Raw genomic sequence first — 24,068 nt, 5'->3', positions numbered from 1 at the left:
ATTCTTTATCTTCTCTTTTAAAGAAGGTGATATACAAATAATATTTAGTTTTTGGTTACTTGCCGAATTGAGGTTAATATTTGATAATAAGTTTCAATAGAAGAAATCTTTAGTCTAGATAATCTTTTTTGTCGATTAAGCAGGACTTTATTATTGCTTGAAGAATAATATGATTAAAGTAGATAAGAATTTGATTAGGTGCTTCTGGGTAAAATCAGAAGAGAATAGGGAATCAGGTGTAAATCCTGAGCGGGCCCGCCACTGTAACCGGAAAAGAGCAATTGATGATTAAGATCAGACCACTTGAGTATCTATTCAGGGAAGGTTTAAAGTCTTAAAGCCGGAAGTCAGGAGACCTGCCTAGTCTGAACTGGAACCTACTAAATCTTCGGTGTTAAAGAGGAGTAGGTGGTTGTGATGTTAGTACATATATCAGCTACCCATCCACAATTTTGCCAAAGTTGTGGATTTTTCTATGTTAATAACTCCTCCTAAGTTAAGACTTTGTAGGGAGTTATTGTTGAAGAATACTTTAAATAATTAAATTTAGAAGGGAATGGTATTAATGAAAACAGGAGTAATTATTTTAGGTCACGGGAGTAAAGCTGAAAAGTCTAATCGAGAATTTTTGGAATTCAGCCAAGAGGTTAGTGAGAGTTTAGAGTATGAGTTTGGAGCTGGTGCCTTTTTACAGTTTGCTGATCCTAGAGTTGATGAAGTAGCTGCAGAGGCTGTGGAAGCTGGAGTGGAAAAGATAGTAATTATGCCTTTATTTCTTTTCCCAGGGAACCATGTACAGAAGGATATTCCTAGAGCAATTGATAGATTAAAAGAAGAATATCCAGAAATAGAGTTCGTTTATGCTAATTATGTTGGCGGCGATGATAGATTAGCAGCTATAGTTGCCGATAGAGTCAAGGAGGTAATTTAATTTGGAGATCATTAAAAAGCCGCAAGATATTGAGAATAAGAGCATGAAGATCATCAAAGCAGAGGTTGGTGACTTTGATTGCTCTTCCGAGGAAGAGAAGATAATCAAGAGAGTCATCCATGCTACGGCTGATTTTGATTTTAAAGATTTAGTGATTATTGCCGATGATGCTGTAGAAGCAGGTTTAAAGGCTTTGAGGTCGGGAGCTAATATTGTGACCGATGTTAATATGTTAAGAGCTGGAATTAATGAGCGTAAGCTAGGTGCTTTAGGTGGAGAAATAGAATGCTTTATCAGTGATGATCAGGTAGCCAAGGATGCTAAAGAAGAAGGAATTACTCGTTCAATGATGGCTATGCGTAAAGCTGTGCAGAATCCTCAAAATAAAATCTTTGCTATCGGTAATGCACCTACGGCTTTATTTGAGCTGATGGAGTTAATGGAAGCAGGTAAGGCTGAGCCGGAGCTGATTATCGGTACTCCAGTAGGATTTGTAGGGGCTAAAGAGTCTAAGGCAGAGCTGGAAAAGATGGATATTCCCTTTATTACGGTTCGGGGAAGAAAAGGTGGCAGCAGTGTAGCTGCTTCGATTACTAATGCGTTGTTGTATATGACTTAGGAAGTGCAATTAATAGTTAAGAGTTAATAGTTAAGAATTAAAAGTTGAAGTTCAAAAGATAAAGCAATATTGGTATATTGTTACGTTTGCGATATAGCTATTATCGAAAACCTGAGCTAGTTGATATGTTTCAACCACTTGCCGTTCAAGCATAAAAACTAATGCTGGCTATGATAGAAAGCTAAGAGCAAAGAGTAACTCTGGTGCTTTTGCTGAAGATTTGAACTAAGGGCAAATATCCTACAGATCTCCTGCCGCCGGGTTATTTTACGACGCATTCGATATGCTAGTGCTGGCTTCACCTTTCGTATTTAAATTGAAAAGGCAGTGCGACATCCTCGATGGATTAGTGCTGGCTTCACCTTTCGTATTTAAATTGAAAAGGCAGTGAGAGTCGCTCTTTGAAACATATCAACTTGTGGGTTAAAACAGTTATTTCGTTATCAGCACGGCCAAACAGGTGTTTCTAAGCGATATTAAAAATTATTTGTTAATGCTTCTTAACGAATCGGAGCTAAAATAAGAGCTAGTTTAGCTAATTTTTCTAATTAAAATTAGCTTGCTCTTATTTTAGTGGAGATGAGTTCTAGAAGTATCAAATAATCTTTTCTAGCGTGAAACACCTGTTTGGCCCCCACGCTCAGTGCAACAATAGAACGATAATATTTTGTTCTTAGAATTTGAACTTAACTATTAACTATACACTATTAATTATTAACTGTTGTATGGATAGAGGTGATGGTAATTTTCGAATCCTATATAGAACGTGGGGGTAAAAAGCTAAGACGAGGCTATACTACCGGTACTGCTGCGGCCGGAGCTGCTAAAGCGGCTACGGAAACTCTTTTTTCAGGGCAGGTAGTAGAAGAGGTTAAGGTAGATACCCCGGCGGGAATAGTAGTAAACTTAGTTATTCAAAAAGTTGAAGAAGTAGCAGGTGAAGTTAGTTGTACGGTAATTAAGGATGGTGGTGATGATCCGGATATTACTCACGGTTTGGAAATTGTGGCTGTGGCTACTGAAATCGAGAGTGGAATTGAAATCGAGGGTGGTCAAGGTGTAGGACGAGTGACAAAACCTGGTTTGCCGGTAGAGGTAGGAAAGCCGGCTATTAATCCGGTACCTAGAAAGATGATTTTAGAGCAAGTTAAGCAGGCTTTACCCAGCGATAAAGGGGTGCAGATTACTATTGAAGTGCCTGCCGGAGAAAAGAAGGCTCAAAAAACGCTCAATCCTCGCTTGGGTATTGAAGGTGGGATTTCCATTTTAGGTACTACCGGGATTGTGGAGCCGATGTCTAAAAAGGCCTTTCGAGAATCTTTGGTGTTGGCTATTGATCAGGCTCTGGCTCAAGGATATCAGGAGTTAGTTTTCATTTTCGGTAATTACGGCAAGCGGCAGGCTGAGGCGATGGGAGTTGCTACTGATCGTTGGGTGAAGATGAGTAATTTTGTGGGTTATATGCTGGATCGGGCCCTAGAGAAGGGAGTAAAAAAGATTATTCTCTTAGGCCATTTAGGTAAGTTAGTTAAGGTAGCAGCTGGTATTTTCGATACTCACAGCAGTGTAGCCGATGCGAGAATGGAGACTATTGCTGCTTATGCAGCTAGTCAAGGAGCTACTCAAAAGCTGGTGCAGGAGATTTTAGCTGCTAATACCAGTGAAGAATGTATAGAGATTTTACAAAAAGCGGACTTCAATAAGCCTTTTTTTGATTTATTAGCAGCTCAGGTAGTGAAGCGAGCTAAACAGCGGGTGGAAGAGGAGATAGAGATAGGAGCTATTCTTTTTTCTATGGCTGGAGATATTTTAGGTAAGGCAGGAGTTGAACTGGAAGTGAAGGAGGAAACGGCATGGCAGATCAAATTTACATTCTAGGTATTGGCCCGGGCTCTGAGGAGTACTTATTGCCGATTACTCGTAGATTAGCTACGGAGGCTGATGTTTTAATTGGGGGACGGCGGGCCCTGGATCTTTTTAGTGATTTGAATAAGGAAGAGTTAGTAATCAAGGCTGATCTGGAGAAAATTTTGAACTTTATTAAGGAGAACTATCAACAACGGCAAATAGCGGTCTTGGTTTCGGGAGACCCAGGACTTTATAGCATGCTTAATTATTTAGGGCGGCATTTTGAGCGCCAGCACTTAGAGGTGATTCCGGGAGTTAGTTCTTTGCAGTTAGGCTTTGCTAGAGCTAAGTTAGTGTGGCAGGATGCTTATATTACTAGCTTGCACGGGCGCAGTAAGGATGAATTAGTGGATATCTTAGCTAAAGAAGAAAAGGTAGGCTTCTTTACTGATCATAAGTTTCCTCCTAATCAGATTGCTGAATTTTTACTGGCTAAGGGAGTTACTGATAAAAGAGCTTTTGTGGGCGAAAGGCTCTCTTATGCCGATGAAAGAAGTATCGATGCTACTTTGACAGAGATTAGTGAGTACGAAGACTTTGGAATGTCGGTGATGGTGATTTATGATGAGTAAGTGGCAGTATTCTACGCCGGGGATTCCCGATCAGTTATTTATTAGGGGACAGGTACCGATGACCAAGGAAGAAGTTAGATGTGTTACTATCTCTAAGTTAAGACTGGATGAAAATAGTACAGTTTACGATATTGGAGCCGGAACCGGCTCTTTGAGTATTGAAGCAGCTTTAATAGCTAAGCAAGGACAGGTCTGGGCCATTGAAAGAGAAGCTGAGGGAGTGCAGTTGATTGAAGAGAATAGAGCTCAGTTTGCCTTAGATAATTTAGAGGTTGTAGCTGGAGAAGCACCGGCGGCTTTAAGCGATTTACCGCCAGTGGATCGGGTGTTAATTGGTGGTAGTGGCGGACAGCTAGCGGAGATTTTGGAGTTAGTGGAGCAGAAGTTAAAGGCACAGGGGAGAATAGTGATTAATGCTATTACTTTGGAGACTTTAACTTCAGCTAAAGAAGAACTGCTTCGCTTAGGATATCAAATAGAAGTGGTAACTCTCAATGTAGCTCGGACTAGAGAAGTAGGAGCTTACCATATGTTTAAAGCAGAAAATCCAATTTATATTATCAGTGGAGAGAGGAGTTTGGAGGATGACAGCTAAGTTTTATGGAGTAGGAGTAGGGCCCGGTGATGCAGAGTTGATGACGCTTAAGGCTAAGCGGGTTTTAGAGGAAGCAGATATTATTTGTGCTCCTAAATCGGCCGTAGGTAAGGAAAGTGTAGCCTTATCTATAGTGGAGGAGATATTGGGAGAGGAGTTAAATATAAAAGATTTGATTTTTCCGATGACTCACGATCAGGATAAACTAACTAAGTTTTGGGATCAGGCTGCCGAAGAGATCAAGGAAGAGTTAGAGGCTGGTCTTAAGGTGGCTTTTATTACTATCGGTGATCCGCTATTATATAGTACTTATATCTATGTTCTAAAGCGTTTGGAAGGTCTTGACTTTGAGATAGAGACAGTACCAGGAATAAATTCTTATTCTGCCTGTGCCGCAGCTATGAATCGACCGTTGGCAGAGAAAGAAGAGACTTTGGCTATTATTCCGGCTGCCTATGAGTGTGAGGAGCTAGCTGAAATTTTAAGTAATTTTGATAATACTGTGTTAATGAAGGTAGCTCCTAATTTTGATGAAATAGTAGAGAAGTTAACTAAGGCAGGTATTAAAGAGAACTCTTTTTATGCTAGTAGATGTGGTCAAGAGGAGGAGTTTTTGACTACCGACTTCGATTCATTAGCAGGAGAAGAGCTAGATTATTTATCAATGGTAATTACTAAGCAAAAGTTTAAGGAGGAGTAGTGATGAAGCTTTATTTTATAGGAGCCGGGCCCGGTGATCCGGACTTAATTACTGTTAAGGGTCGGCGAATTATTGAAAAGGCAGACTTAATTATTTATGCGGGCTCTTTAGTCAATCCAGCGGTATTGGAAGTAGCTAAAGAAGAGGCTGAAATTTATAACAGTGCTAGTATGGATTTGGATGAGATAGTGGAAAAGATGATGGCAGCGGTTAAAGCAGATAAGCTAGTAGCTAGGGTGCATACTGGAGATCCCAGTATTTATGGAGCTATTCAGGAGCAGATGGATGAGTTGGCTAAAGAGGGAATCGATTTTGAGATTATACCGGGAGTTAGTTCCTTTTTGGCTGCGGCTGCTACGTTGAAACGAGAGTATACCTTGCCTGATGTGACGCAGACGGTGATTGTAACCAGATTAGAGGGAAGAACTAGTGTCCCTGATAAAGAAAAGCTGCATAAATTAGCCCGTCATAATGCTTCAATGGCTATCTTTTTAAGTGTGCATATGATAGAAGATGTAGTTAAGGAGTTGGCCACAGAGTATTCTCTAGATACGCCTATTGCAGTAATTCAAAAGGCTTCTTGGCCTGATGAAAAAAAGGTAGTGGGAACTTTAGAAACTATTGCTAAAAAGGTTAAGGAAGCAGAGATCAATAAGACGGCGATGATTACAGTAGGTGACTTTTTAGATACAGAATACTCTAAGTCTAAGCTCTACGATAAAGAGTTTACTCATGAATATCGACAGGGCCAGAGTGAGAGTAATTAGGCGATGAAGTTAGCAGCAATAGCAATTACGAAAGAGGGGGCTAGGCTGGCAGGAGAGATAGCTGAGTATTTAGATTCTTCCCTGGAGGTTTATTTGCCCCAGAAGTTAGCTAATGAACTTAAAGGTAGAGAAGGTGTCACCTTCTATTCTGGCAGTTTAAGAGGGCTGATTAAAGAGATTTTTAATAGCTATGAGGGATTAATTTTTATTATGGCCTTAGGAATTGTAGTTAGAATGGTAGCTGAGCTGCTAGAGGATAAGCGTTACGATCCAGCAGTAGTGACCATTAATGAAACTAATGACTTTGTAATCAGTACTCTTTCCGGCCATTTGGGAGGAGCCAATGAGTTAACTCAGCATTTAGCGGGGCTTTTAGGAGCCCAGCCGGTGATTACTACGGCTACTGATTCTCAGGGGAAGTTAGCTATTGATATGTTGGCTAAGGAGCTAGACTGCTTGATTGAACCTTTTGCTAACTTAAAGTTGATTAATGGTGCTTTGGTCAATGGAGAAACTATAAATATCTATAGTGAGTATGAATTGGAGTTAGAGGCGGAAGATGATTTTAACCTTTATCCGGTAAGTTCTTTAGCAGAAGCAACAGCACCAGCAGTGATTATTTCTAATCAAAGTTTTTCATTGCCCAGCAACTTAGCAGACCAAGCCTACTTGTGCTTAAGGCCGCGTAATTTAGTAATCGGGATTGGCTGTCGCAAAGGAATTAGTAAAGAGCGAATTGCTGAGGCAGTGGAGCTAGCTTTAGAGAGAGTCGGCGCAGATTTGGAGCAGGTGAAGTGCTTAGCTACAGTGGATTTGAAGGCCCAAGAAGTAGGCTTAGTTACTTATGCTCAAGAGCAGGACTTAGAGTTAAAAATTATTTCTAGAGAAGAGATTAAGAATACGGACTTAGAATATAGTACTTCGGAATTTGTAAAAAAAGCGATAGGAGTGGGTGGAGTATGCGAACCAGTAGCACTATTGAGTGGAGAGCAGATGGAATTACTTTTAAAAAAGACGAAGGTACAGGGAGTGACAGTGGCCGTAGCTCAGGAGAAATCTTTGTAGTGGGTATGGGCCCGGGTGACTTAGAGCAGATGAGTATTAAAGCATTTCAAGTGCTTAGTGAGGTAGAAGTGATTGTAGGTTATAACACTTATGTAGATTTGATAGAGGAATTAATTAGCGCAGAGCAAGAGGTGATTTCTACCGGAATGACCAAAGAGATAGACCGAACTCAACTGGCTATAGAGGCTGCTCAGGAAGGAAAGAGCGTGGCTATGATCAGTAGCGGTGATGCCGGTGTTTACGGAATGGCTGGTTTAGTTTTAGAATTAATGGCTGAAGAAGAGCTGGAGTTGCCGGTAGAGATTGTGCCGGGAATTACAGCGGCTAATGCAGCCGCAGCTAGTTTAGGGGCTCCTTTAATGCATGATTACGCAGTGATTAGTCTCAGCGATCTTTTAACTCCTTGGGAGGTAATCTTAGATAGATTGGAGCACGCTGCGGCGGGGGACTTTGTAGTGGCTCTTTATAATCCTAAGAGTAAGCAGCGTCAAGAGCAGATAGTAAAGGCTAGAGAGATCTTCTTAAAACATAAGGCTGCTACTACTCCAGTAGGAATTGTTAGAAATGCTAAGCGAGGCAATGAAGAGCTGGTGATTACTGATTTGGAAAGTATGTTGAATGAGGAGATAGACATGGTGACTATGGTGATTATCGGTAATTCGGAAAGCTTTAGCTTTGCTGAGTGGATGATTACTCCCCGAGGCTATCAAGTATGATCTATGTAGTAGCCGGTACTGCTGATAGTCGGCGGATTATTGAAAGGTTACTGGCAGCCGATTATCAGGTAGTAGCTTCGGCAGTAACAGAGTATGGACAACAGCTTTTAGCTGAATTAGGAGAAATAGAAATAGTAACTGATAGATTAAATCAGTCAGCTATGCAAAAGTTAATCAAGGAACATAGAGTAAATATCTTAATTGATGCTACTCATCCCTTTGCTCAGGAAGTTTCTAAAACGGCTATAGCTGCGGCGGAGCAGTTAGGGATAGCTTATTTGCGTTTTGAAAGAGCAGAGATTGAAATTCCAGCAAGTGAGTTAGTAGTTAAGCGTTCCGGATTTACAGAAGCAATAGACTATATTAAGGGGACTGCTGGACAAGTACTACTGACTATTGGTAGTAAGAACTTAGCTGACTTTGTACGAGGAATCCCTGATTTTGCAGAGCGGGTGATGACTAGAGTTTTACCTACGGCGGGAGTATTGACTAAATGTGAAGAGTTAGGGATTCCACCTAGTAATATAATTGCCATGCAGGGCCCGTTTAGTAAAGAGTTAAATAAGCAGCTTTTAATTGATTATCAGCTTGAACTGTTGGTAACTAAGGCTAGTGGTAAAACTGGAGGTCTGGATACTAAGCTAGAGGCTGCTCAGGAGCTGGGGATTCCTAGTTTGGTAGTTACTCGACCGCAGTTGGATTATCCAGAGGTGTTTGCTGATTATCAGCAGTTAATTGAGCGAGTGGAAGAGTTATTAGCAGAGGATAGATGATAGAGGATAAAGGATAAATTAAGGTCAAAAGATCAAGTTCAAGTTTTAATTCTAAGAATAAAACAATATCGTTCTATTGTTTCGTTGGTGTAGGAGGCCAAATGGATGTTTCCAAAGTAATGATTAGCTTCGCGTCAACGCTAGAAAAGTTTATTTTAGTACTTCTAAGACTCATCTCCACTCAAATAAAAGCAAGCTAATTTTAATTAGAAAAATTAGCTAAAACAGCTTTTATTTGAGCTCCGATTCGTCAAGAAGCACTAAAAAATAAACTTTAATATCGTTTATAAACACCCATTTGGCCGTGTTGATAACGAAAATCTGCAAGTTGATATGTTTCAAAGAGCGACTCTTAAAATAGCCCGGAGGCACGGATGCCGGGAGGGCTATTTTTGAGAGTGAAGGAGACAGGACGTCGACTGAACGGCAAGTGGTTGAAACATATCAACTAGCTCAAGCTTTCGATAATGATGATATCGCCAATGAAACAGTATACCAATATTGTTTCATTCAATTATTAACTTTAAGCATAAGGAGAGTGACCGGCAGATGAAAGAAGGAAAAGTAATACTAGTCCTAGGCGGAGCTAAAAGCGGCAAAAGCTCCTTTGCTGAAGAGATAGCTTACAGTTTAGCTAAAGAAGAGGTAACTTACATTGCTACAGCCGAAGCTAGAGATGAGGAGATGGTGGAGAGAATTAAACACCATCAAGCTGTAAGACCTGACCAATGGAAGACGGTGGAAGAAACTATGGCTGTAGCTGATCTAATACCAGAACTGGGTGCGCAGACGGAGGTTATTCTTTTAGACTGCTTAACAGTGCTAATCTCTAACTTATTATTACAAGGAGAAGAATTAGGTACTGATGACTATCATTTTGAACAAGGAGCAGCCAAATCAAAACAGGCCTTAAAAGAGGTTGAAAACTTAGTAAAGGCAGCTAAAGAGACTACTGCTACTATAATTATAGTTTCCAATGAAGTAGGTCAAGGCTTAGTTCCTCCTTATCCTTTAAGCAGAGTCTATCGAGATACTGTAGGAGCTGCTAATAAAAAAGTAGCTGAGCTAGCCCATGAAGTCTACATCACTTATGCAGGACTTCCGGTAGAGATTAAAGAATTAAGTAATAGAATTAAAGAACGTTTTGGAGGTTTAGAAGATGACAGCTAAGACCATTATGTTACAGGGGACTAGTTCTAATGTAGGTAAGAGTATAGTAGCTACCGGGCTGTGTCGTCTTTTTGCTCAGGAGGGTTATAAAGTGGCTCCTTTTAAGGGGTGGAATATGGCTTTGAATTCTCAAGTAACTAAAGATGGGGGGGAGATTGGTACGGCTCAGGCTATTCAGGCTCAGGCGGCGCAGGTAGAGGCTACTGTGGATATGCAGCCTTTTCTTTTAAAGCCTAAAGGAGAGGGTCAGTCACAGGTGGTTAAGCACGGTCGACCTTGGGCGGATTTACATTTAAAGGAGCAGGATCAGGACTATCGTAGCTTTGCTTTGGAGGAGATTGAGACTTCTTTGAATAGGTTGTGTCAAGAGTTTGAGTTAGTAGTAATCGAAGGAGCAGGTAGTCCAGCGGAGATCAATATTAAAGAACAGGATTTGGCTAATATGAGTGTAGCCCAGTTAAAGGAAACTCCGGTTATCTTAGTTGCTGATGTGGATAGAGGGGGAGCTTTAGCAGCAGTAGTAGGTACGATAGAGCTGTTAACTCCGGCAGAGCGAGAGTTAGTAGCTGGGATTATCTTTAATAAATTCCGAGGTGATTTGGAGTTATTAGAGCCAGGTTTGGAGACTGTAGAGGAGGAGACAGGGATTCCTGTTTTGGGAGTGCTTCCTTATCTTGATGGTTTTAGAGTTCCGGCCGAGGATTCTGTAGCTCTTAATAATCTGCCTAGCGAAGAGGCTGAACTTGAAATTGCTGTAATTAGGCTACCTCATCTGTCTAATTTTACTGATTTAGAGCCTTTTGCTGATGAGCCTAAGACTGAGTTGAGGTATATCGAAGGGCAGGATGAGCTGGGTAGTCCTGATTTAATCGTTATTCCTGGTACGAAGAATACAATAGATGACTTACAATATTTAAAAGAAATAGGTTTGGCTGAACAGATTATTGAGGCAGCTAAGCAGGATACGCCGATTATTGGTATCTGTGGTGGTTATCAAATTTTAGGAGAAAAAATTTATGATCCCGATGGTTTGGAAGCTGTGGAAGCTGATTGGGAGGAACTAGAAGGCTTAGGCTTATTGCCTGTTACTACTACTTTTTGTCCGCAGAAAGTAACCTTTCAAGCTGAAGCTGTAGTTGAAGGAAGCGGAGCTTTCTTAAGTGAGTTAAAAAACTCAGAGTTAAGAGGCTATGAGATTCATATGGGAACTAGTCAGTTATTAAGTGACTGTACTCCTGCTTTTAGAATTAAACAACGAGGAGATGAGAGGGTTAATATTGTCGATGGAGCTGTTAGCGGTGATGGCTTAATCTTTGGTACCTATTTACACGGGCTTTTTGAAAATGATGCTTTGAGGCGCCAGATAATAGACTGTTTGCGGATTCGTAAAGGACTTCAGCCTTTAGCAGCTAAGCCAGCTGCTAGTAGTGATGGTTTAGAGGAAAGTTATGATAGATTGGCTGAAACTTTACGGGAAAGTTTGGATTTGGATAAGCTTTATCAAATTGTAGGTTTATAAAAAGATTTTGATTTGAGGTGTTAAAATGACAGCTAAGACGGTAATGTTTCAGGGGACTGCTTCTGATGTGGGAAAGAGTGTTTTAACTTCGGCTTTTTGTCGAATCTTTGCTCAGGATGGTTATCGAGTGGCTCCTTTTAAGTCGCAGAACATGGCTTTAAACTCCTATGTGACTAAAGATGGTGGTGAAATTGGTCGGGCCCAGGCTGTACAAGCTGAAGCTGCTCAGGTGGAGGCCACAGTAGATATGAACCCTATACTATTGAAGCCTAAAGCGGATACTTCTTCGCAAGTAATTATCCAGGGCCGGTCTCAGCAAAATATGGAGGCTCAGGAGTATTTCGAGCATCATGAGGAAGGATTGAGCTATGTTAAGGAATCTTTAAATAACTTAAAAAATAATTATGATATTGTAGCTTTAGAAGGTGCGGGCAGTCCTGCTGAAGTGAACCTAAGAGAGTATGACTTAGTTAATATGAAGATAGCTAAACTGGCTGAAGCTCCAGTGATTTTGGTGGCCGATATAGATAAAGGGGGAGTTTTTGCTTCTATTGTAGGTACTTTTAAACTCTTGAATGATGATGAAGTAGAGCGGATTAAAGGGATTATTATTAATAAGTTTCGCGGCAAGGTGAGCCGTCTAGAGTCCGGCTTAGACTTTATTGAGGAGTATACTGGAGTACCAGTACTGGGAGTAGTTCCTTACTTTACTGATTTTAGAATTCCAGAAGAGGACTCTATTCCTGCTGAGAGACTGAAAAATCGGGCTCAAGCTGAGATTGAGATTGCTATACTGCGTTTACCGCGAATTTCTAACTTTACGGATTTTACTCCTTTAGAGGAGGAAATGGAGACTACAGTTCGCTATATTGAAGCTGGTGATTCTTTAGGTAATCCTGATGCAGTGATTATTCCGGGAACTAAGAATACCATTGCTGATTTGGAGTACTTAGAAAAGCAAGGCTATGCTGAGCAGATAAAGCAGCTAGCTAAACAGGGAGTACCTATTGTAGGAATCTGTGGTGGTTATCAGATTTTAGGACAGGAGATTGCTGATCCTCAAGGTGCTGAGAGCCAGGGCCAGATTAAAGAAGGTTTAGGTTTATTGAATATTAAGACCGTTTTTGCGCCAGATAAGACTACCAGACAGGTACAGGGAAAGATAGTAGCTGAGCAAGGTTTTTGGGCCCGACTCACTGCTAGCACAGTAAGCGGTTATGAAATCCATATGGGACAGACAGAACCGCTGGGGGGAGTAAAACCTTTGCTTAAAATTACTCAGGGAAGCGAACGGTTAGATGGAGCTATTAATCAAGAAGGTACAGTTTGGGGAACCTATTTTCACGGTATTTTCGATAATGATTCTTTTCGACAGCAGTTCATTAACGACTTACGGCGACGCAAGGGTTTAGAGGAACTGGACTTTAGTCAGAATTTATCTACTTGGGAGAAAAGAGCTAGGGCTTATGAACAGCTGGCCCGGGTAGTGAGAGAGAATGTAGATATAGATAAAGTTTATCAAATTATGGGTTTGGATACTCGAGGAGAATTGGATGCATGTTTAATGAATCTGTTATTATAATTTTATTAGCTTTGCTAGTAGATTTAGTAGTTGGTGATCCAGAATTTTTACCTCATCCAGTGCAGATAATAGGTAAGTTTATTGACGATGGTGAACAGAAATTAAGAGAGTTAGTAAGTAGTGAATTAGGAGAAAGATTGGCCGGTTTACTTTTGGCTTTAACTACAATTTTATTGACTTGGATTTCAACTTATTTTTTAATTATGCTGATTAGGGAGCTTTATTGGGGACTTTATATGGTAGTTAGTATTTTATTACTTTCAACTACCTTTTCGGTGAAAGGATTAGCTGGAGCTGCTAAGGAAATCTATCGGTATTTAGCTGCTGGTGAATTGGGTTTAGCTAGAGAAAAGGTAGGCTGGATTGTGGGTCGAGATACTGAAGGGTTATCTTCAACTGAAGTAGTCAGAGCTACTGTAGAAACAGTGGCGGAGAATACAGTAGATGGAGTTTTATCCCCAATATTTTTTGCTTGTTTAGGGGGAGTTCCTTTAGCTATGACCTATAAAGCTGTTAATACTTTGGATTCTATGCTGGGTTATAAGAATGAAGACTATCTTTATTTTGGCTGGGCTGCGGCGCGTATCGATGATTTAGCTAACTGGATACCGGCTCGAATCAGCGGCTTACTTTTGTCTTTAGCAGCTTTTTTCTTAAAAAGAAAAGGACTTGCTTCTTTAAAGATGGTATTTCGAGATGCTAAAAAACATCCTAGCCCTAACGGTGGTTATCCCGAGGCGGCAGTAGCAGGAGCCTTGGGAGTTAGATTAGGGGGAACTAATTACTATCAAGGGCAAGCTAGTTTTAGGGAGTATTTGGGCGATGATAATAGAGTTTTGGAGAATCAAGATATTAGGGATACTATTTATTTGATGTATATTACTACTTTTTTGTTTGTGTTGAGTTATATTTTATTAGTGCTAGGTTATGGGTTATTTAGATGATAAATAATAAAGGACAGAGGATAGATAAAGTTCAAAAGATTAAAATATATTTGACACAGACTAAAATCTGACCAAGTTCTGACTTGAAACCATAAAACACAAAATCAAAACCTTGAAACCACGAATCAATCCGAATGAACACTAATAAATTCAAGACTAAATTAAAATTTTTAAAATGTTTTTATTCAGCCCAAGACTACTTCTTCAAGGATTATCATCCTTTCAGGGTGCACCGCAAGGGTACTAGCTCCGCGTCGCTTCTTCAGGGCGCGTGCTCATTCGTGGTTCCAAAAAAGGTTTTAGAATACTACATTACATTAATAAAGTTAATATTTTACTAAAATTTAGCTTAAGTTAACGCATATAAGAACCATATTAAAATTAATCTTGAATTAAGGTTTTTAGGTTTTATTCGTGTCAATTAGTGTTCATTAGTGGTTTCAACAGGTTTTAAGGTTTTATGTTTTAGTCAGATTTTAGTCAGAACTTAGTCACCTAAGGGCACTTCCCAGAGTAATGACTAGCCAAAATAATGGCGTCGCTACGGGGCGCTGCGTCTAATTGTTTTTTGATCTTAATCTATCCTTTATCATCTATCATCTGTCCTCTAAAACAATAGACCGATATTGTTTTGTTTTTAGTTGTTCATTATTCATTGTTAATTATTAATTGATTCTATAGAAGGGAGCTGATCTATTTTGTCTCAGCCCAGGATTATGATTGCTGGTACTCAGAGTGGAGTAGGTAAAACAACTCTGGCTACCGGATTGATGGCTGCTATGAGTCGGCGAGAGTACATAGTACAGCCTTATAAGGTGGGCCCGGACTACATCGACCCTGGCTTTCACACAGTAGCTACCGGTAAGATTTCTCGCAATCTAGATAGTTGGATGGTATCTAAAAAACATCTGCTGGAGCTTTTTCAGCATAGCAGCCAACAGGCTCAAATCTCCATCATTGAAGGGGTAATGGGTCTTTTTGATGGACATAGGCAGGGAGGCGGCAGAGGTAGTAGCGCTGAGGTAGCTAAAATACTATCTACTCCAGTAATTTTGATTATCGATGCTCAGCAGATGGCTCAAAGTGGAGCTGCTTTAACCTATGGTTTTCAAAACTATGATCCAGATTTAAATTTAGTAGGAGTAATTTTGAATCGTGTTAGTAGTAAAAGCCATTACCGGATGATAAAAGAGCCAATAGAGGAGTTAGGAGTGGCAGTTTTAGGACATATCCCTCAACAGGAAGAATTAGAACTGCCGGAACGTCACTTAGGCTTAGTTCCTACTGCGGAAAGTAACTCTTTAGTTGAATATTTAGATGAGTTAGCTGCTTCAATAGAGGAACATTTAGACTTAGATAAAATATATCAACTAGCTGCTCAGGCCGAAGAACTGGACTTAGTGGAAGAGGAGCTATTTGCTGTTTCTGAGAACGAGGCTGAGATAAGTATAGCTGTAGCTCGAGATAAGGCTTTTAATTTTTATTACGAAGATAATTTGGATCTTTTGCGGGCCCGAGGGGTTAAAATAAAATACTTTAGTCCTTTGCAGGATAATAGCTTACCTCCAGGAATTTCGGGAATTTACATAGGCGGTGGCTTTCCAGAAAGTTTTTTAAAGGAATTAAGTGAAAACAAGAGTATTCAGCGTAGCCTTAAAGTAGCAATTAGTCAAGGAATGCCTACTTATGCTGAATGTGGAGGCTTAATGTATTTAACTAAAAAGATCGTTAATTTCGATCAGGAGTCTTATCCGATGTTAGGTATAATTCCTGGTTCTATAGTAATGCAGGATAGTTTACAAGCTATGGGTTATGTAGAAGCTACCGTAGAGACCGATAATATTCTTTTACCGGCAGGAGCAAAGATTAGAGGCCATGAATTTCACTATTCGCGGCTTTTAAATTTATCGAATAAGCTTGATTCTGCTTACTCTTTAAAAGGAGGTAAAGGAGAAGATGGACGTTGGGAGGGCTTTGTAAAGGATAATCTCTTAGCTTCTTATCTTCATTTACACTTTGCTAGCAACTCGACAGTAATAGATAACTTTATTGAAGCTTGTCAAAAATTTAAACAAGGGAGTAGTTAAGATGACAGATAAATTATCACAGGGCTTAGTTCAAGTCTATACAGGCACAGGTAAAGGTAAAAGCACTGCTGCCTTAGGTTTAGCTTTACGAGCAGTAGGCCATGGTTTTAAAGTAGTTGTTATTCAATATATGAAGGGAAGTGCCTATTCCGGGGAGCTTTTTTCCAGTCAGCGATTACCTAATTTAGAGATTAAGCAGTTTGGCCGGGGATGTCCTTATGCTTCGTTGATTAGAGAAGGTCATATGAAGTGTAAAGGCTGTGGTGATTGTTTTCTTAAAGATAATGATCAATCTAGGGCTGAGTTTAAGGAGTATGTGGACTTAGCTTATGCTTATAGTGAAGAAGTACTGAGTGATGGGGAGACGGATATTGTAATTTTAGATGAGATTAATAATGCTTTACGCTATGATCTTTTGACTGTTGAGGAAGTGTTGGATTTAGTTTCTTTAAAGGGTGAAAAGACGGAATTGATAATGACGGGGCGCGGTTTTGCTGATCAGATTTTGGAAGTAGCTGATTTAGTAACGGAGATGAAAGCAGTTAAGCATCCTTATCAAGAGGGAATTAGTAGCCGACGGGGGATTGAGTATTAATAATATATATTTTTAGAAAGGGGCTTAGATATTGACTAAAATCAAGCAACTATTTAATAAATTAATTATCGCCCTGCAGTTTTTAACTAGAATTCCGATCAAAGTGGAGTTGGATTATAGTCCAGCCAATATAGGTCGTTCTATGGTTTTTTATCCAGTAATAGGTATGTTATTAGGGCTATTATTAGCTCTTTTGAACTCCTTTTTTCTTCTTTTTTGGTCAGATGTGGCTGCTAAAGCTTTAGTTTTGATATCTTTAATTATTTTAACTGGTGGCTTACATCTGGATGGTTATATGGATACCATAGACGGATTATTTAGCGGTCGGCCTAAAGATAGAATGTTGGAGATAATGCGTGATAGTCGAGTAGGGGCCCACGGAGTTACTGCTTTAACTTCGTTATTATTATTGAAACTGGTATTTTTAGTTGAGCTTAGTGGGAGTATTCAGTTAGAAGCTTTATTGTTGATGACTACTTTTAGTCGTTGGGCTATGGTCTATGCCGCTGCTTACTATCCCTATGCTCGTCAAGAGTCTGGTTTAGGCAAGGCACACGCTGATTTTGTAGGCCATAAGGAGGTAGTGATTGCTTCTTTAGGAACAGTAATCTTAGCTGCTTTATTATTAGGACTTAATGGTTTAATAGCCTTTATTTTAAGTGGCTTGGCTACTATGTTGATTATTAAGCTAATTATCAAGAAAATTCAAGGTTTAACTGGAGACTGTTACGGGGCAATTAATGAATTAATAGAACTCTTTACTTTAGTAATTTTAACCTTAATTTATTAATGCAGATTAGAGGTGGAAGTTATGCAAGCAACGGTTAGGGCACCGGGCAGCTGCGGGGAATTAGTTCAAGGTAGTATCAATGGACAAAATTTTTTGGTAACCTGCCCTATTAATCTTTATTCCTATGTTACAGTACGTTTAACTAAGCAAAGTTCTCGGATAAACTGTAAACAAGGATTAAATAAAACTATTCAAGCTGTAGAGAAAACTTTAACTTTTTTTAATCGCTGTGATTTAGGGGCCCAGATTGAGGTGAATTCAGAGCTGATAGCCGGGAAAGGTATGGCTAGTAGTACGGCCGATATAACGGCGGCTATTTTAGCTACTACTATAGCTTTAAGCGAGCGGATTACTTTGGAGCAAATAGCTCAGCTAGCTCTTAGTATTGAGCCTACTGATGGTACCTTTTATGAGGGGATTGTGCTTTTTGATCATCTCACTGGTCAAAAATACGAGTATTTAGGTCAGATTTCAGGACTAGATATTTTAGTTTTAGATCTGGGCGGTCGAATTAATACTTTGGATTTCAATAGTAGAGAAGATTTAGGGGAGCTGAATGAATTAAATGAACCCTTAACTAGGCGAGCCTTGCAACTGGTTAAAAGAGGGATTCAGCAAAATAATCTACAGTTAATTGGTCAAGGAGCTACTTTAAGCAGCAAAGCTAATCAGGTGATTTTGGCTAAACGAAACTTTGGTCAGCTTTTAGAGTTAACTGCTTTACAAGGAGTAGTCGGCATCAATGTAGCTCATAGCGGCACCTTAGTAGGTGTTTTATATAATGCAACTAGGATTGAAAGTGAGGATTTGCAGCTTAAAGTTAAAGAAATAGTTGAAAATGTACAAATTTACGATTTAAGTTTAATTAATGGCGGTTTAGAAGTAGTAGCTTCCGGAAAGGAGCAGCGATATGGCAAGTCAAAACAAAACTCACGGTGGAAATATCAAAGCAGCAGTTGAGGAGTATGGTTTAGCTAAGGAGCAAGTGATTGATTTTAGTGCTAATATTAACTTTTTAGGGCCTCCGGCTGTTACCGAGGAGATAATTAAGGATAATTTACAGGAAATAATTAATTATCCACAACCAGATGCTAAGGAGTTAGCTACTCAATTAGCAGTTACTTCAAAAGTTAAGCCTGAGCAGGTGATAGTGGGCAATGGAGCGGTAGAGATTATCTATTTAATAACTAAAGTTTTAGCTCCGCAGTTAGCCTTAGTTTTAGCGCCTACCTTTTCTGAATATGAAGCGGCTTTAGAGAGTGTGGATAGTCAGATAGAGCTTTTTAAACTACAACGTAGTCAGGGATTTAGCTTAGAGGTGCAGAAGTTACTTGATAGATTGGAAAGTAGGGCTTATGAGCTGCTTTTTTTATGTAATCCCAATAATCCTACAGGAGAGTTGGTGACTAAAGAGGAATTATTGCAAGTCCTAGCAGTAGCTGAAGAGCAGAATACCTTTGTGGTAGTTGATGAGGCCTTTCTGGATTTTATTGAGGCGGAAGAGGAGTATAGTTTAATTAGCGAAACAGAAGCTAGAGAGAACTTACTGGTCTTACGTTCTTTGACTAAATTCTTTGCTATACCGGGCTTAAGGGTTGGTTATGCAGTTAGCAATAGTTCTTTAATTGAAAAGTTAGAGTTTAGCAAAGATCCTTGGAATGTTAATCTATTTGCTCAAGAGGTAGCTAAACAGGTAATTAAAGAAGAAGAGTATATCAATAAAACTAAACAGGCAGTGCAGCGGGAGAAGGAGTTTTTATATAGTGCTTTAAAGGACTTTGCTTCCTTGCAGCCTTATCCACCTACGGTTAATTATATTTTAATCGATATTTCGGCTACTGATTATACTTCCACTGAATTAAAGGATGAGTTGGCTCAACAAGGGATTTTGATTAGGGACTGTAGTACCTATCATTTACTAGGAAGTGACTTTGTGAGAGTAGCTGTTAAAAGCAGGGAGGATAATCGGCGCTTGCTTGAAGAGTTGGAGTTATTGTTATAGAATAGGTTGTTGAATAAAAAAATTTGCCAGTAATAAATAAGTATTAAATCAAATAGATTTAATTATTCAACAAGCTATATAGAAAGAAAGTTGAAAAATTTGGTTCAACATCGACTTTTGTGATTCAGCAAAACTACCATAAATTACACTAAAAAAAGGCTAGAAAAAAACCGATATATCTCCTATTATAAATATGCCCCACGCATAAATAGAAAGGAGAGATATCGGTTGAGAATCAATACCGATTTTATACGAAAATGCGTTGGATTGCAAGATATAAAAATTACCTATGTAAATATAAACAAGGGCATATTTGAAATTTTTGCAACATCAGCTTTTGACTTTGCTAACTGCCCTAAATGTGGGCAATTAACTCAACAACCACACGATAAAAGATATCAAAGCTATGAGCATTTACCAATTTGGGGGCTAAAAACAGTAATTATACTTGAAATCAAACGGTATAAATGCTCATGCGATCCTGAACACCCTTTTGATGAAAACTTTAAGTTTATTAGAAAGTATCAGCGACGAACAATACCTTTTGAAGAATATATCTTTAATTTAGCTCATAAAAATACCATTCAAAATATAGCTGAACTCATTGGGATTAGTCATAACGCTTGCCAAAGAATTTATAACTATTATGCTAAACAAAAACTAGCTACTAAAAAACCTAAAAAGTTAGAATTACTAGGTATTGATGATATAGCAGTTAAAAAAGGTCATAATTATAATACAGTAATCTATAATCAAGAAACAGGTAGTTCAATTGATGTAATTGAAGGTAGAACTAAAAAAGATGTACTAGATTACTTTAAAACATTACCCCAAGAAGTTAAAGATCAAATTAAAGCAGTTTCTATGGATATGAGCAAAGGCTATTGTGCTGCTGTTTCAGAATCTTTTTCAAATGCTAAAGTAGTAATAGATCGTTTCCATATAACTAAAAACTTACACGATAAAGTGGATGAAATCAGAAGAAAGATTCAAAATAAAGCTAAAAAAGAAAATAATAAAGCTAAAACATTTAATATCAGATGGGCTTTGCTTAAAAAAGTAGAAAATCTAACAGGAAAAGAACTCTCAAACTTATTACTAGCTTTTGAAGAATATCCTGTATTAGAGAAACTGCATTATCTTAAAGAAGAATTTAGCAAATTCTTTACAATTAAGAGTAAAGAAGCAGCCCATGCCTTTATAGATTATTTTAAAGAGCTGGTAAAAGAATATGAAATAGTTGAACTAGAATCTTTCTCAAATACACTTAACAATTGGCTAGAGGAAATTCTAAATTATTATGACTATCAAATATCTAATGGTCTTATTGAAGGCAATAACCATAAGATTAAAAATATCAAACGAAGAGGCTATGGCTATCGTAATCAAGATAACTTTAATTTAAGAGTAAAATTAGAGTTTGCCTTTAAGTAAGCTGTTTGATTTTAAAAGTACTGGTTATATATAGGGATATTATAAATTATCAATTGGGATTAATATCTTTTAAAGAGGTAATTAACTTTTAAAGTTCGATAAACCCAAGTCTTAATTTATAATTATAACCATTAAATACCTATTAGCTATATGACTTTTAGCTAGTCAGATTATTAATCACAAAAGTCGTTGAAGAGCCAAAAATTTTAGCTTTACTATCTTAGCTACTATTAAAAGGGGTGAGCAGATGTCTACGGAAATCGTTTTGGTTAGGCATGGGGAGACGCTTTGGAACCGAGAATCTAAATTTCAAGGAGTTAGTGATATTGAATTAAGTGCTAAGGGAATTGAGCAGGCGCAAAAACTAGCGCAAAGACTGGTCAGTCAAAAATTAGATAAAGCTTATGCTAGCAACCTACAACGGGCTTATCGGACGGCGGAAATAGTTATAGCAGAGCAGGAAATTGATTCTATAGAAAAAGTACCGGCTTTGCGTGAGGCTAGCTTTGGTGAATGGGAAGGTTTAACCTTTGATGAGATTAACGAACAGTATGATAGTCGCTTAGATGCTTGGTTGAAAGATCCAGTGGAGGTGGAAACTCCGGGGGGAGAGAGTTTTGAGGATTTACAGCAGCGGGCTACTGAGGCTTTAACTGAAATTAGGAGCAAGCATGAAGAAGAAACTGTTTTAGTGGCAGCGCATGGGGGGACAATTAGGGCCCTCTTAGTTCATCTATTGGAGATGCCTTTAAGTAATTTTTGGCGTTTACAGCAGGATAATACGGCGGTGAATGTGGTTAAGTTTTATGATGGTGATCCTATAGTAACTCTGCTTAACTGTACTCGTCATTTGGATAATTAATAAATTGGAGGATTAACTAATGTCAACTTTAGAAGAGAATTTAGCTAAAAAGGCTCAGCATATAGCAGAAGATTACTTTCGTAATCAAGGTTTTCTGTGTTCAGAAGCTATATTGATAACTATTAATGAATTATTAGGGAAGGAATTCTCCTCGCAAGTAGTTAAGTTAGCTTCTGGATTTCCGAAAGGGCTGGGCAATTCAGGTTGTCTTTGTGGTGCCGTTTCTGGGGGAGTAATGGCTTTAGGATTTAAGTATGGTCGTACAGAACCTGGAGCAGCTATGCCTAAATCTTTACCTAACAGCGCTGCTTTACATGATTATATTCAAGATGAATACGGCTCCACCTGTTGTCGAGTGCTTACTAGTAGTTTTGTTGAGTTTGATAGTCCAGAGCGAATTGAGCACTGTATTGAAATTACTGGTAAGGTAGCTGCTTGGGTAATGGATAGGTTTATAAAAGATAATTTAGTGTAGAAAAAGAAGGCGATAGTATCGCCTTCTTTTTAGAGTATTTTGACCGGTTTTTTAGAGCTATCTCTATAAATTCGATAGATATTAGCGAATTCTATTTGATAATCTAAACATAGCTGTCGAACGTCCTTGATCAGTTCCTCATTAAATTTAGCAGCTATTCCACAGGAAGAACTTATTTGTCTAGGTACAGGAATTGAGCGGGTTTTTAAACCGTACTCTTTACTTAGTCTTTCAAAGTCTAAAGCCTGATGAGTCGAATCAAAGGTGATTACACAAAACTCTCTTTCCATTTTAAATTCCCTCTTTTTTAATTTTTTATGTTTATTATCTACTTTTCTTATTTCTATATTGCAGTTTGAATTCCTGGCTAGTCCACCAATATTTTTATTTTGAGAGATAGACTTTGATAAGTAGGGGCTAAAGAAGAGGAAATTTCGTCTTAATTATAGAAATACTTAAAGAGCAGCTAATCAGCTAAAATTGCTGAGGAATGGAGAAGAATATATTTTTAAGTGGTGAGTAAGATACTTAAAAAGGAAAGAGTTTAAAGGGATAATAAAATTTAATATTTACTAAAAATAGATAAGGGAGGATTATAATGCTTAGCAAATTAAACAATGTCTTATCAAATCTTAAGGATAAGGAGTTAAGAGAAAAATACCAACAGATCCTGACTACACTTTTTGAGAAAGGATACTTTCCTGGATTAGAGAATATCCCGGTAGCTAAGTCAGGGATTAGTGACATTGATGGAGAACAGGGCTTACTTACCTTTAGAGGTTATCCAGTAGAAGAGCTGGCTGAGCACTGTTCTTACGAAGAGGTCTGTTTTTTATTACTTAAGGGTGATTTGCCATTGACTCAGGAAAAGAATGACTTACAACAGAAACTTCTTGCCAATAAAGAGCTGACTAATGAAATTAAAGAAACTATAATCTGCATGAGTCAAGATTTGCACCCGATGTATATGTTGAGTTCGGGAGTATTACAGCTACAAAGCAACGATCAAAGATGTTTTGAGGTGGAGAATTATAATATAAATTTGGAAAGTGCCATTAAATTAATTGCTAAACTTCCTACTATAATTGGAGTTCATAGAACTCAAGATTCTAACTTTGCTCAAGGTGAGAGTTTTGAGTCCTTTGCTCATTATATTCTCTATTGTTTTAATCAGGAACTGGCTCAACAGAAAGAGTGGGTTGATCTTCTAGATAAGCTGTTGATCTTACATGCAGACCATACTATAAATAATAGTACCTTTTCTGTGCGAGCTGTTGGTTCTTCTCAGGCTAGTATTTATGCTTCTATATCTTCGGCTATTAACTCTTTATCCGGGCCCTTACACGGAGGAGCTAATGAAAGAGTAATTAAGATGTTTAGAGAGATTGACTCTCCGGCGGAAGTAGAAGCTTATATTGAGGAAAAAATAGAGTCAGGTCAAAAGGTAATGGGGATTGGACATAGAGTGTATAGAACATACGATCCCCGAGCCTTATATTTGAAGAATGAAATGTTACCTCAAATTTTTGCTCAAGAAGGAATGGCAGTTAATTCAGAGATTCAAAAGTTATATGATATTGCTCAGGAAGTAGAGAAGATAGCTTTAGATAAGTTTGCAGATAAAGGATTATATCCTAATGTAGACTTTTGGTCAGGAATATTAATTAGAGCAATGAGAATTAAACCGGAATACTTTACTACTATTTTTGCTTTGGGTAGAATTATGGGCTGGTGTGCTCATTGGATTGAGAACATGAAGGGGAATAATAAGATATTTAGACCAAATCAATTATATGATGGCTTTGGGGTGCGTCATGTTTTAAGAGATCAATAGTTTATTTTTGAGCTGTGTGGTTCCAAATTAAATAGATGACATATAATATATAGTTCTTTGCAAGTTAAAATGCACAGACTTTTTAAAAAAACACATACCCTCTATTTCAATGGATTAATAGATTGAGT

At 38.5% G+C, this 24,068-nt stretch carries 24 protein-coding genes and 1 riboswitch; of the genes, 23 read left to right on the top strand and 1 reads right to left on the bottom strand.

The window, feature by feature from the left end:
* Positions 1 to 179 precede the first annotated feature (179 nt).
* A riboswitch (cobalamin riboswitch) is annotated at positions 180 to 378 on the top strand.
* 187 nt (positions 379 to 565) lie between these two features.
* The 22 genes from MWH30_RS10685 to MWH30_RS10580 all read left to right on the top strand — a co-directional run bounded on the left by MWH30_RS10685 (position 566) and on the right by MWH30_RS10580 (position 22,106).
* Positions 566 to 931, top strand: coding sequence for a sirohydrochlorin chelatase (locus MWH30_RS10685; RefSeq protein ID WP_248664075.1), 366 nt, complete (start codon positions 566 to 568; stop codon positions 929 to 931).
* 1 nt (position 932) lies between these two features.
* The gene (locus MWH30_RS10680; protein ID WP_248664074.1) at positions 933 to 1,550 is read left to right on the top strand and encodes a precorrin-8X methylmutase; all 618 of its coding nucleotides are present in this window, start codon (positions 933 to 935) and stop codon (positions 1,548 to 1,550) included.
* Between the two features lie 738 nt (positions 1,551 to 2,288).
* Positions 2,289 to 3,428 carry a cobalt-precorrin-5B (C(1))-methyltransferase CbiD gene (cbiD, locus tag MWH30_RS10675; protein ID WP_248664073.1) on the top strand — a complete coding sequence of 380 codons (1,140 nt, stop codon included), beginning with the start codon at positions 2,289 to 2,291 and terminating at the stop codon, positions 3,426 to 3,428.
* Positions 3,404 to 4,030: a precorrin-6y C5,15-methyltransferase (decarboxylating) subunit CbiE gene (gene cbiE / locus MWH30_RS10670; protein WP_248664072.1), complete on the top strand. Its 627-nt coding sequence runs from the start codon at positions 3,404 to 3,406 to the stop codon at positions 4,028 to 4,030. The genes cbiD and cbiE overlap by 25 nt, the downstream gene beginning before the upstream one ends.
* The gene (gene cbiT / locus MWH30_RS10665) at positions 4,023 to 4,625 is read left to right on the top strand and encodes a precorrin-6Y C5,15-methyltransferase (decarboxylating) subunit CbiT (protein WP_248664071.1); all 603 of its coding nucleotides are present in this window, start codon (positions 4,023 to 4,025) and stop codon (positions 4,623 to 4,625) included. The genes cbiE and cbiT overlap by 8 nt, the downstream gene beginning before the upstream one ends.
* A complete protein-coding gene (gene cobI / locus MWH30_RS10660; RefSeq protein ID WP_248664070.1) occupies positions 4,615 to 5,325 on the top strand; it encodes a precorrin-2 C(20)-methyltransferase in 711 nt (236 codons plus the stop codon). Before cbiT ends, cobI begins: the two co-directional genes overlap by 11 nt.
* A 2-nt stretch (positions 5,326 to 5,327) precedes the next feature.
* On the top strand, positions 5,328 to 6,092 hold the full coding sequence (gene cobM / locus MWH30_RS10655) for a precorrin-4 C(11)-methyltransferase (RefSeq protein WP_248664069.1): 765 nt from the start codon (positions 5,328 to 5,330) through the stop codon (positions 6,090 to 6,092).
* A gap of 3 nt (positions 6,093 to 6,095) precedes the next feature.
* Positions 6,096 to 7,157 (top strand): cobalt-precorrin 5A hydrolase, encoded by a 1,062-nt coding sequence (locus tag MWH30_RS10650; protein WP_248664068.1) that lies wholly within the window; start codon positions 6,096 to 6,098, stop codon positions 7,155 to 7,157.
* On the top strand, positions 7,052 to 7,873 hold the full coding sequence (cobJ, locus tag MWH30_RS10645; RefSeq protein ID WP_248664067.1) for a precorrin-3B C(17)-methyltransferase: 822 nt from the start codon (positions 7,052 to 7,054) through the stop codon (positions 7,871 to 7,873). The genes MWH30_RS10650 and cobJ overlap by 106 nt, the downstream gene beginning before the upstream one ends.
* Positions 7,870 to 8,646: a cobalt-precorrin-6A reductase gene (locus tag MWH30_RS10640; protein WP_248664066.1), complete on the top strand. Its 777-nt coding sequence runs from the start codon at positions 7,870 to 7,872 to the stop codon at positions 8,644 to 8,646. Before cobJ ends, MWH30_RS10640 begins: the two co-directional genes overlap by 4 nt.
* 549 nt (positions 8,647 to 9,195) lie before the next feature.
* Positions 9,196 to 9,816 carry a bifunctional adenosylcobinamide kinase/adenosylcobinamide-phosphate guanylyltransferase gene (gene cobU, locus MWH30_RS10635; RefSeq protein WP_248664065.1) on the top strand — a complete coding sequence of 207 codons (621 nt, stop codon included), beginning with the start codon at positions 9,196 to 9,198 and terminating at the stop codon, positions 9,814 to 9,816.
* Positions 9,806 to 11,335: a cobyric acid synthase gene (locus tag MWH30_RS10630; RefSeq protein ID WP_248664064.1), complete on the top strand. Its 1,530-nt coding sequence runs from the start codon at positions 9,806 to 9,808 to the stop codon at positions 11,333 to 11,335. The genes cobU and MWH30_RS10630 overlap by 11 nt, the downstream gene beginning before the upstream one ends.
* Positions 11,336 to 11,360: 25 nt before the next feature.
* On the top strand, positions 11,361 to 12,917 hold the full coding sequence (locus MWH30_RS10625) for a cobyric acid synthase (protein ID WP_248664063.1): 1,557 nt from the start codon (positions 11,361 to 11,363) through the stop codon (positions 12,915 to 12,917).
* Positions 12,893 to 13,861, top strand: a complete 969-nt coding sequence (cbiB, locus tag MWH30_RS10620; protein ID WP_248664062.1) for an adenosylcobinamide-phosphate synthase CbiB — start codon at positions 12,893 to 12,895, stop codon at positions 13,859 to 13,861. The genes MWH30_RS10625 and cbiB overlap by 25 nt, the downstream gene beginning before the upstream one ends.
* 698 nt (positions 13,862 to 14,559) lie before the next feature.
* A complete protein-coding gene (locus MWH30_RS10615) occupies positions 14,560 to 15,948 on the top strand; it encodes a cobyrinic acid a,c-diamide synthase CobB (RefSeq protein ID WP_248664061.1) in 1,389 nt (462 codons plus the stop codon).
* 1 nt (position 15,949) lies between these two features.
* Complete coding sequence (locus MWH30_RS10610) at positions 15,950 to 16,543, top strand: cob(I)yrinic acid a,c-diamide adenosyltransferase (RefSeq protein ID WP_248664060.1); 594 nt, start codon at positions 15,950 to 15,952, stop codon at positions 16,541 to 16,543.
* Positions 16,544 to 16,574: 31 nt separating this feature from the next.
* On the top strand, positions 16,575 to 17,333 hold the full coding sequence (gene cobS / locus MWH30_RS10605) for an adenosylcobinamide-GDP ribazoletransferase (protein WP_248664059.1): 759 nt from the start codon (positions 16,575 to 16,577) through the stop codon (positions 17,331 to 17,333).
* 21 nt (positions 17,334 to 17,354) lie between these two features.
* On the top strand, positions 17,355 to 18,293 hold the full coding sequence (locus MWH30_RS10600) for a GHMP family kinase ATP-binding protein (protein ID WP_248664058.1): 939 nt from the start codon (positions 17,355 to 17,357) through the stop codon (positions 18,291 to 18,293).
* Positions 18,244 to 19,335, top strand: coding sequence for a threonine-phosphate decarboxylase CobD (gene cobD, locus MWH30_RS10595; protein WP_248664057.1), 1,092 nt, complete (start codon positions 18,244 to 18,246; stop codon positions 19,333 to 19,335). The genes MWH30_RS10600 and cobD overlap by 50 nt, the downstream gene beginning before the upstream one ends.
* 228 nt (positions 19,336 to 19,563) lie before the next feature.
* A complete protein-coding gene (locus MWH30_RS10590) occupies positions 19,564 to 20,769 on the top strand; it encodes an ISL3 family transposase (RefSeq protein WP_248664056.1) in 1,206 nt (401 codons plus the stop codon).
* Positions 20,770 to 21,016: 247 nt separating this feature from the next.
* A complete protein-coding gene (gene cobC, locus MWH30_RS10585) occupies positions 21,017 to 21,631 on the top strand; it encodes an alpha-ribazole phosphatase (protein WP_248664055.1) in 615 nt (204 codons plus the stop codon).
* 19 nt (positions 21,632 to 21,650) lie between these two features.
* Positions 21,651 to 22,106 (top strand): C-GCAxxG-C-C family protein, encoded by a 456-nt coding sequence (locus tag MWH30_RS10580; RefSeq protein WP_248664054.1) that lies wholly within the window; start codon positions 21,651 to 21,653, stop codon positions 22,104 to 22,106.
* 29 nt (positions 22,107 to 22,135) lie between these two features.
* On the opposite strand, the gene MWH30_RS10575 is transcribed toward MWH30_RS10580, so the two are convergent.
* Positions 22,136 to 22,396, bottom strand: coding sequence for a putative Se/S carrier protein (locus MWH30_RS10575; protein ID WP_248664053.1), 261 nt, complete (start codon positions 22,394 to 22,396; stop codon positions 22,136 to 22,138).
* Positions 22,397 to 22,704: 308 nt separating this feature from the next.
* On the opposite strand from MWH30_RS10575, the gene MWH30_RS10570 reads away from it, so the two are divergent.
* Positions 22,705 to 23,940 carry a citrate/2-methylcitrate synthase gene (locus MWH30_RS10570; protein ID WP_248664052.1) on the top strand — a complete coding sequence of 412 codons (1,236 nt, stop codon included), beginning with the start codon at positions 22,705 to 22,707 and terminating at the stop codon, positions 23,938 to 23,940.
* Positions 23,941 to 24,068 lie beyond the last annotated feature (128 nt).

It is taken from the genome of Fuchsiella alkaliacetigena (assembly GCF_023227765.1).
Lineage (GTDB): Bacteria > Bacillota > Halanaerobiia > Halobacteroidales > Acetohalobiaceae > Fuchsiella > Fuchsiella alkaliacetigena.
This window is presented reverse-complemented; position numbering and strand designations above follow the sequence as displayed.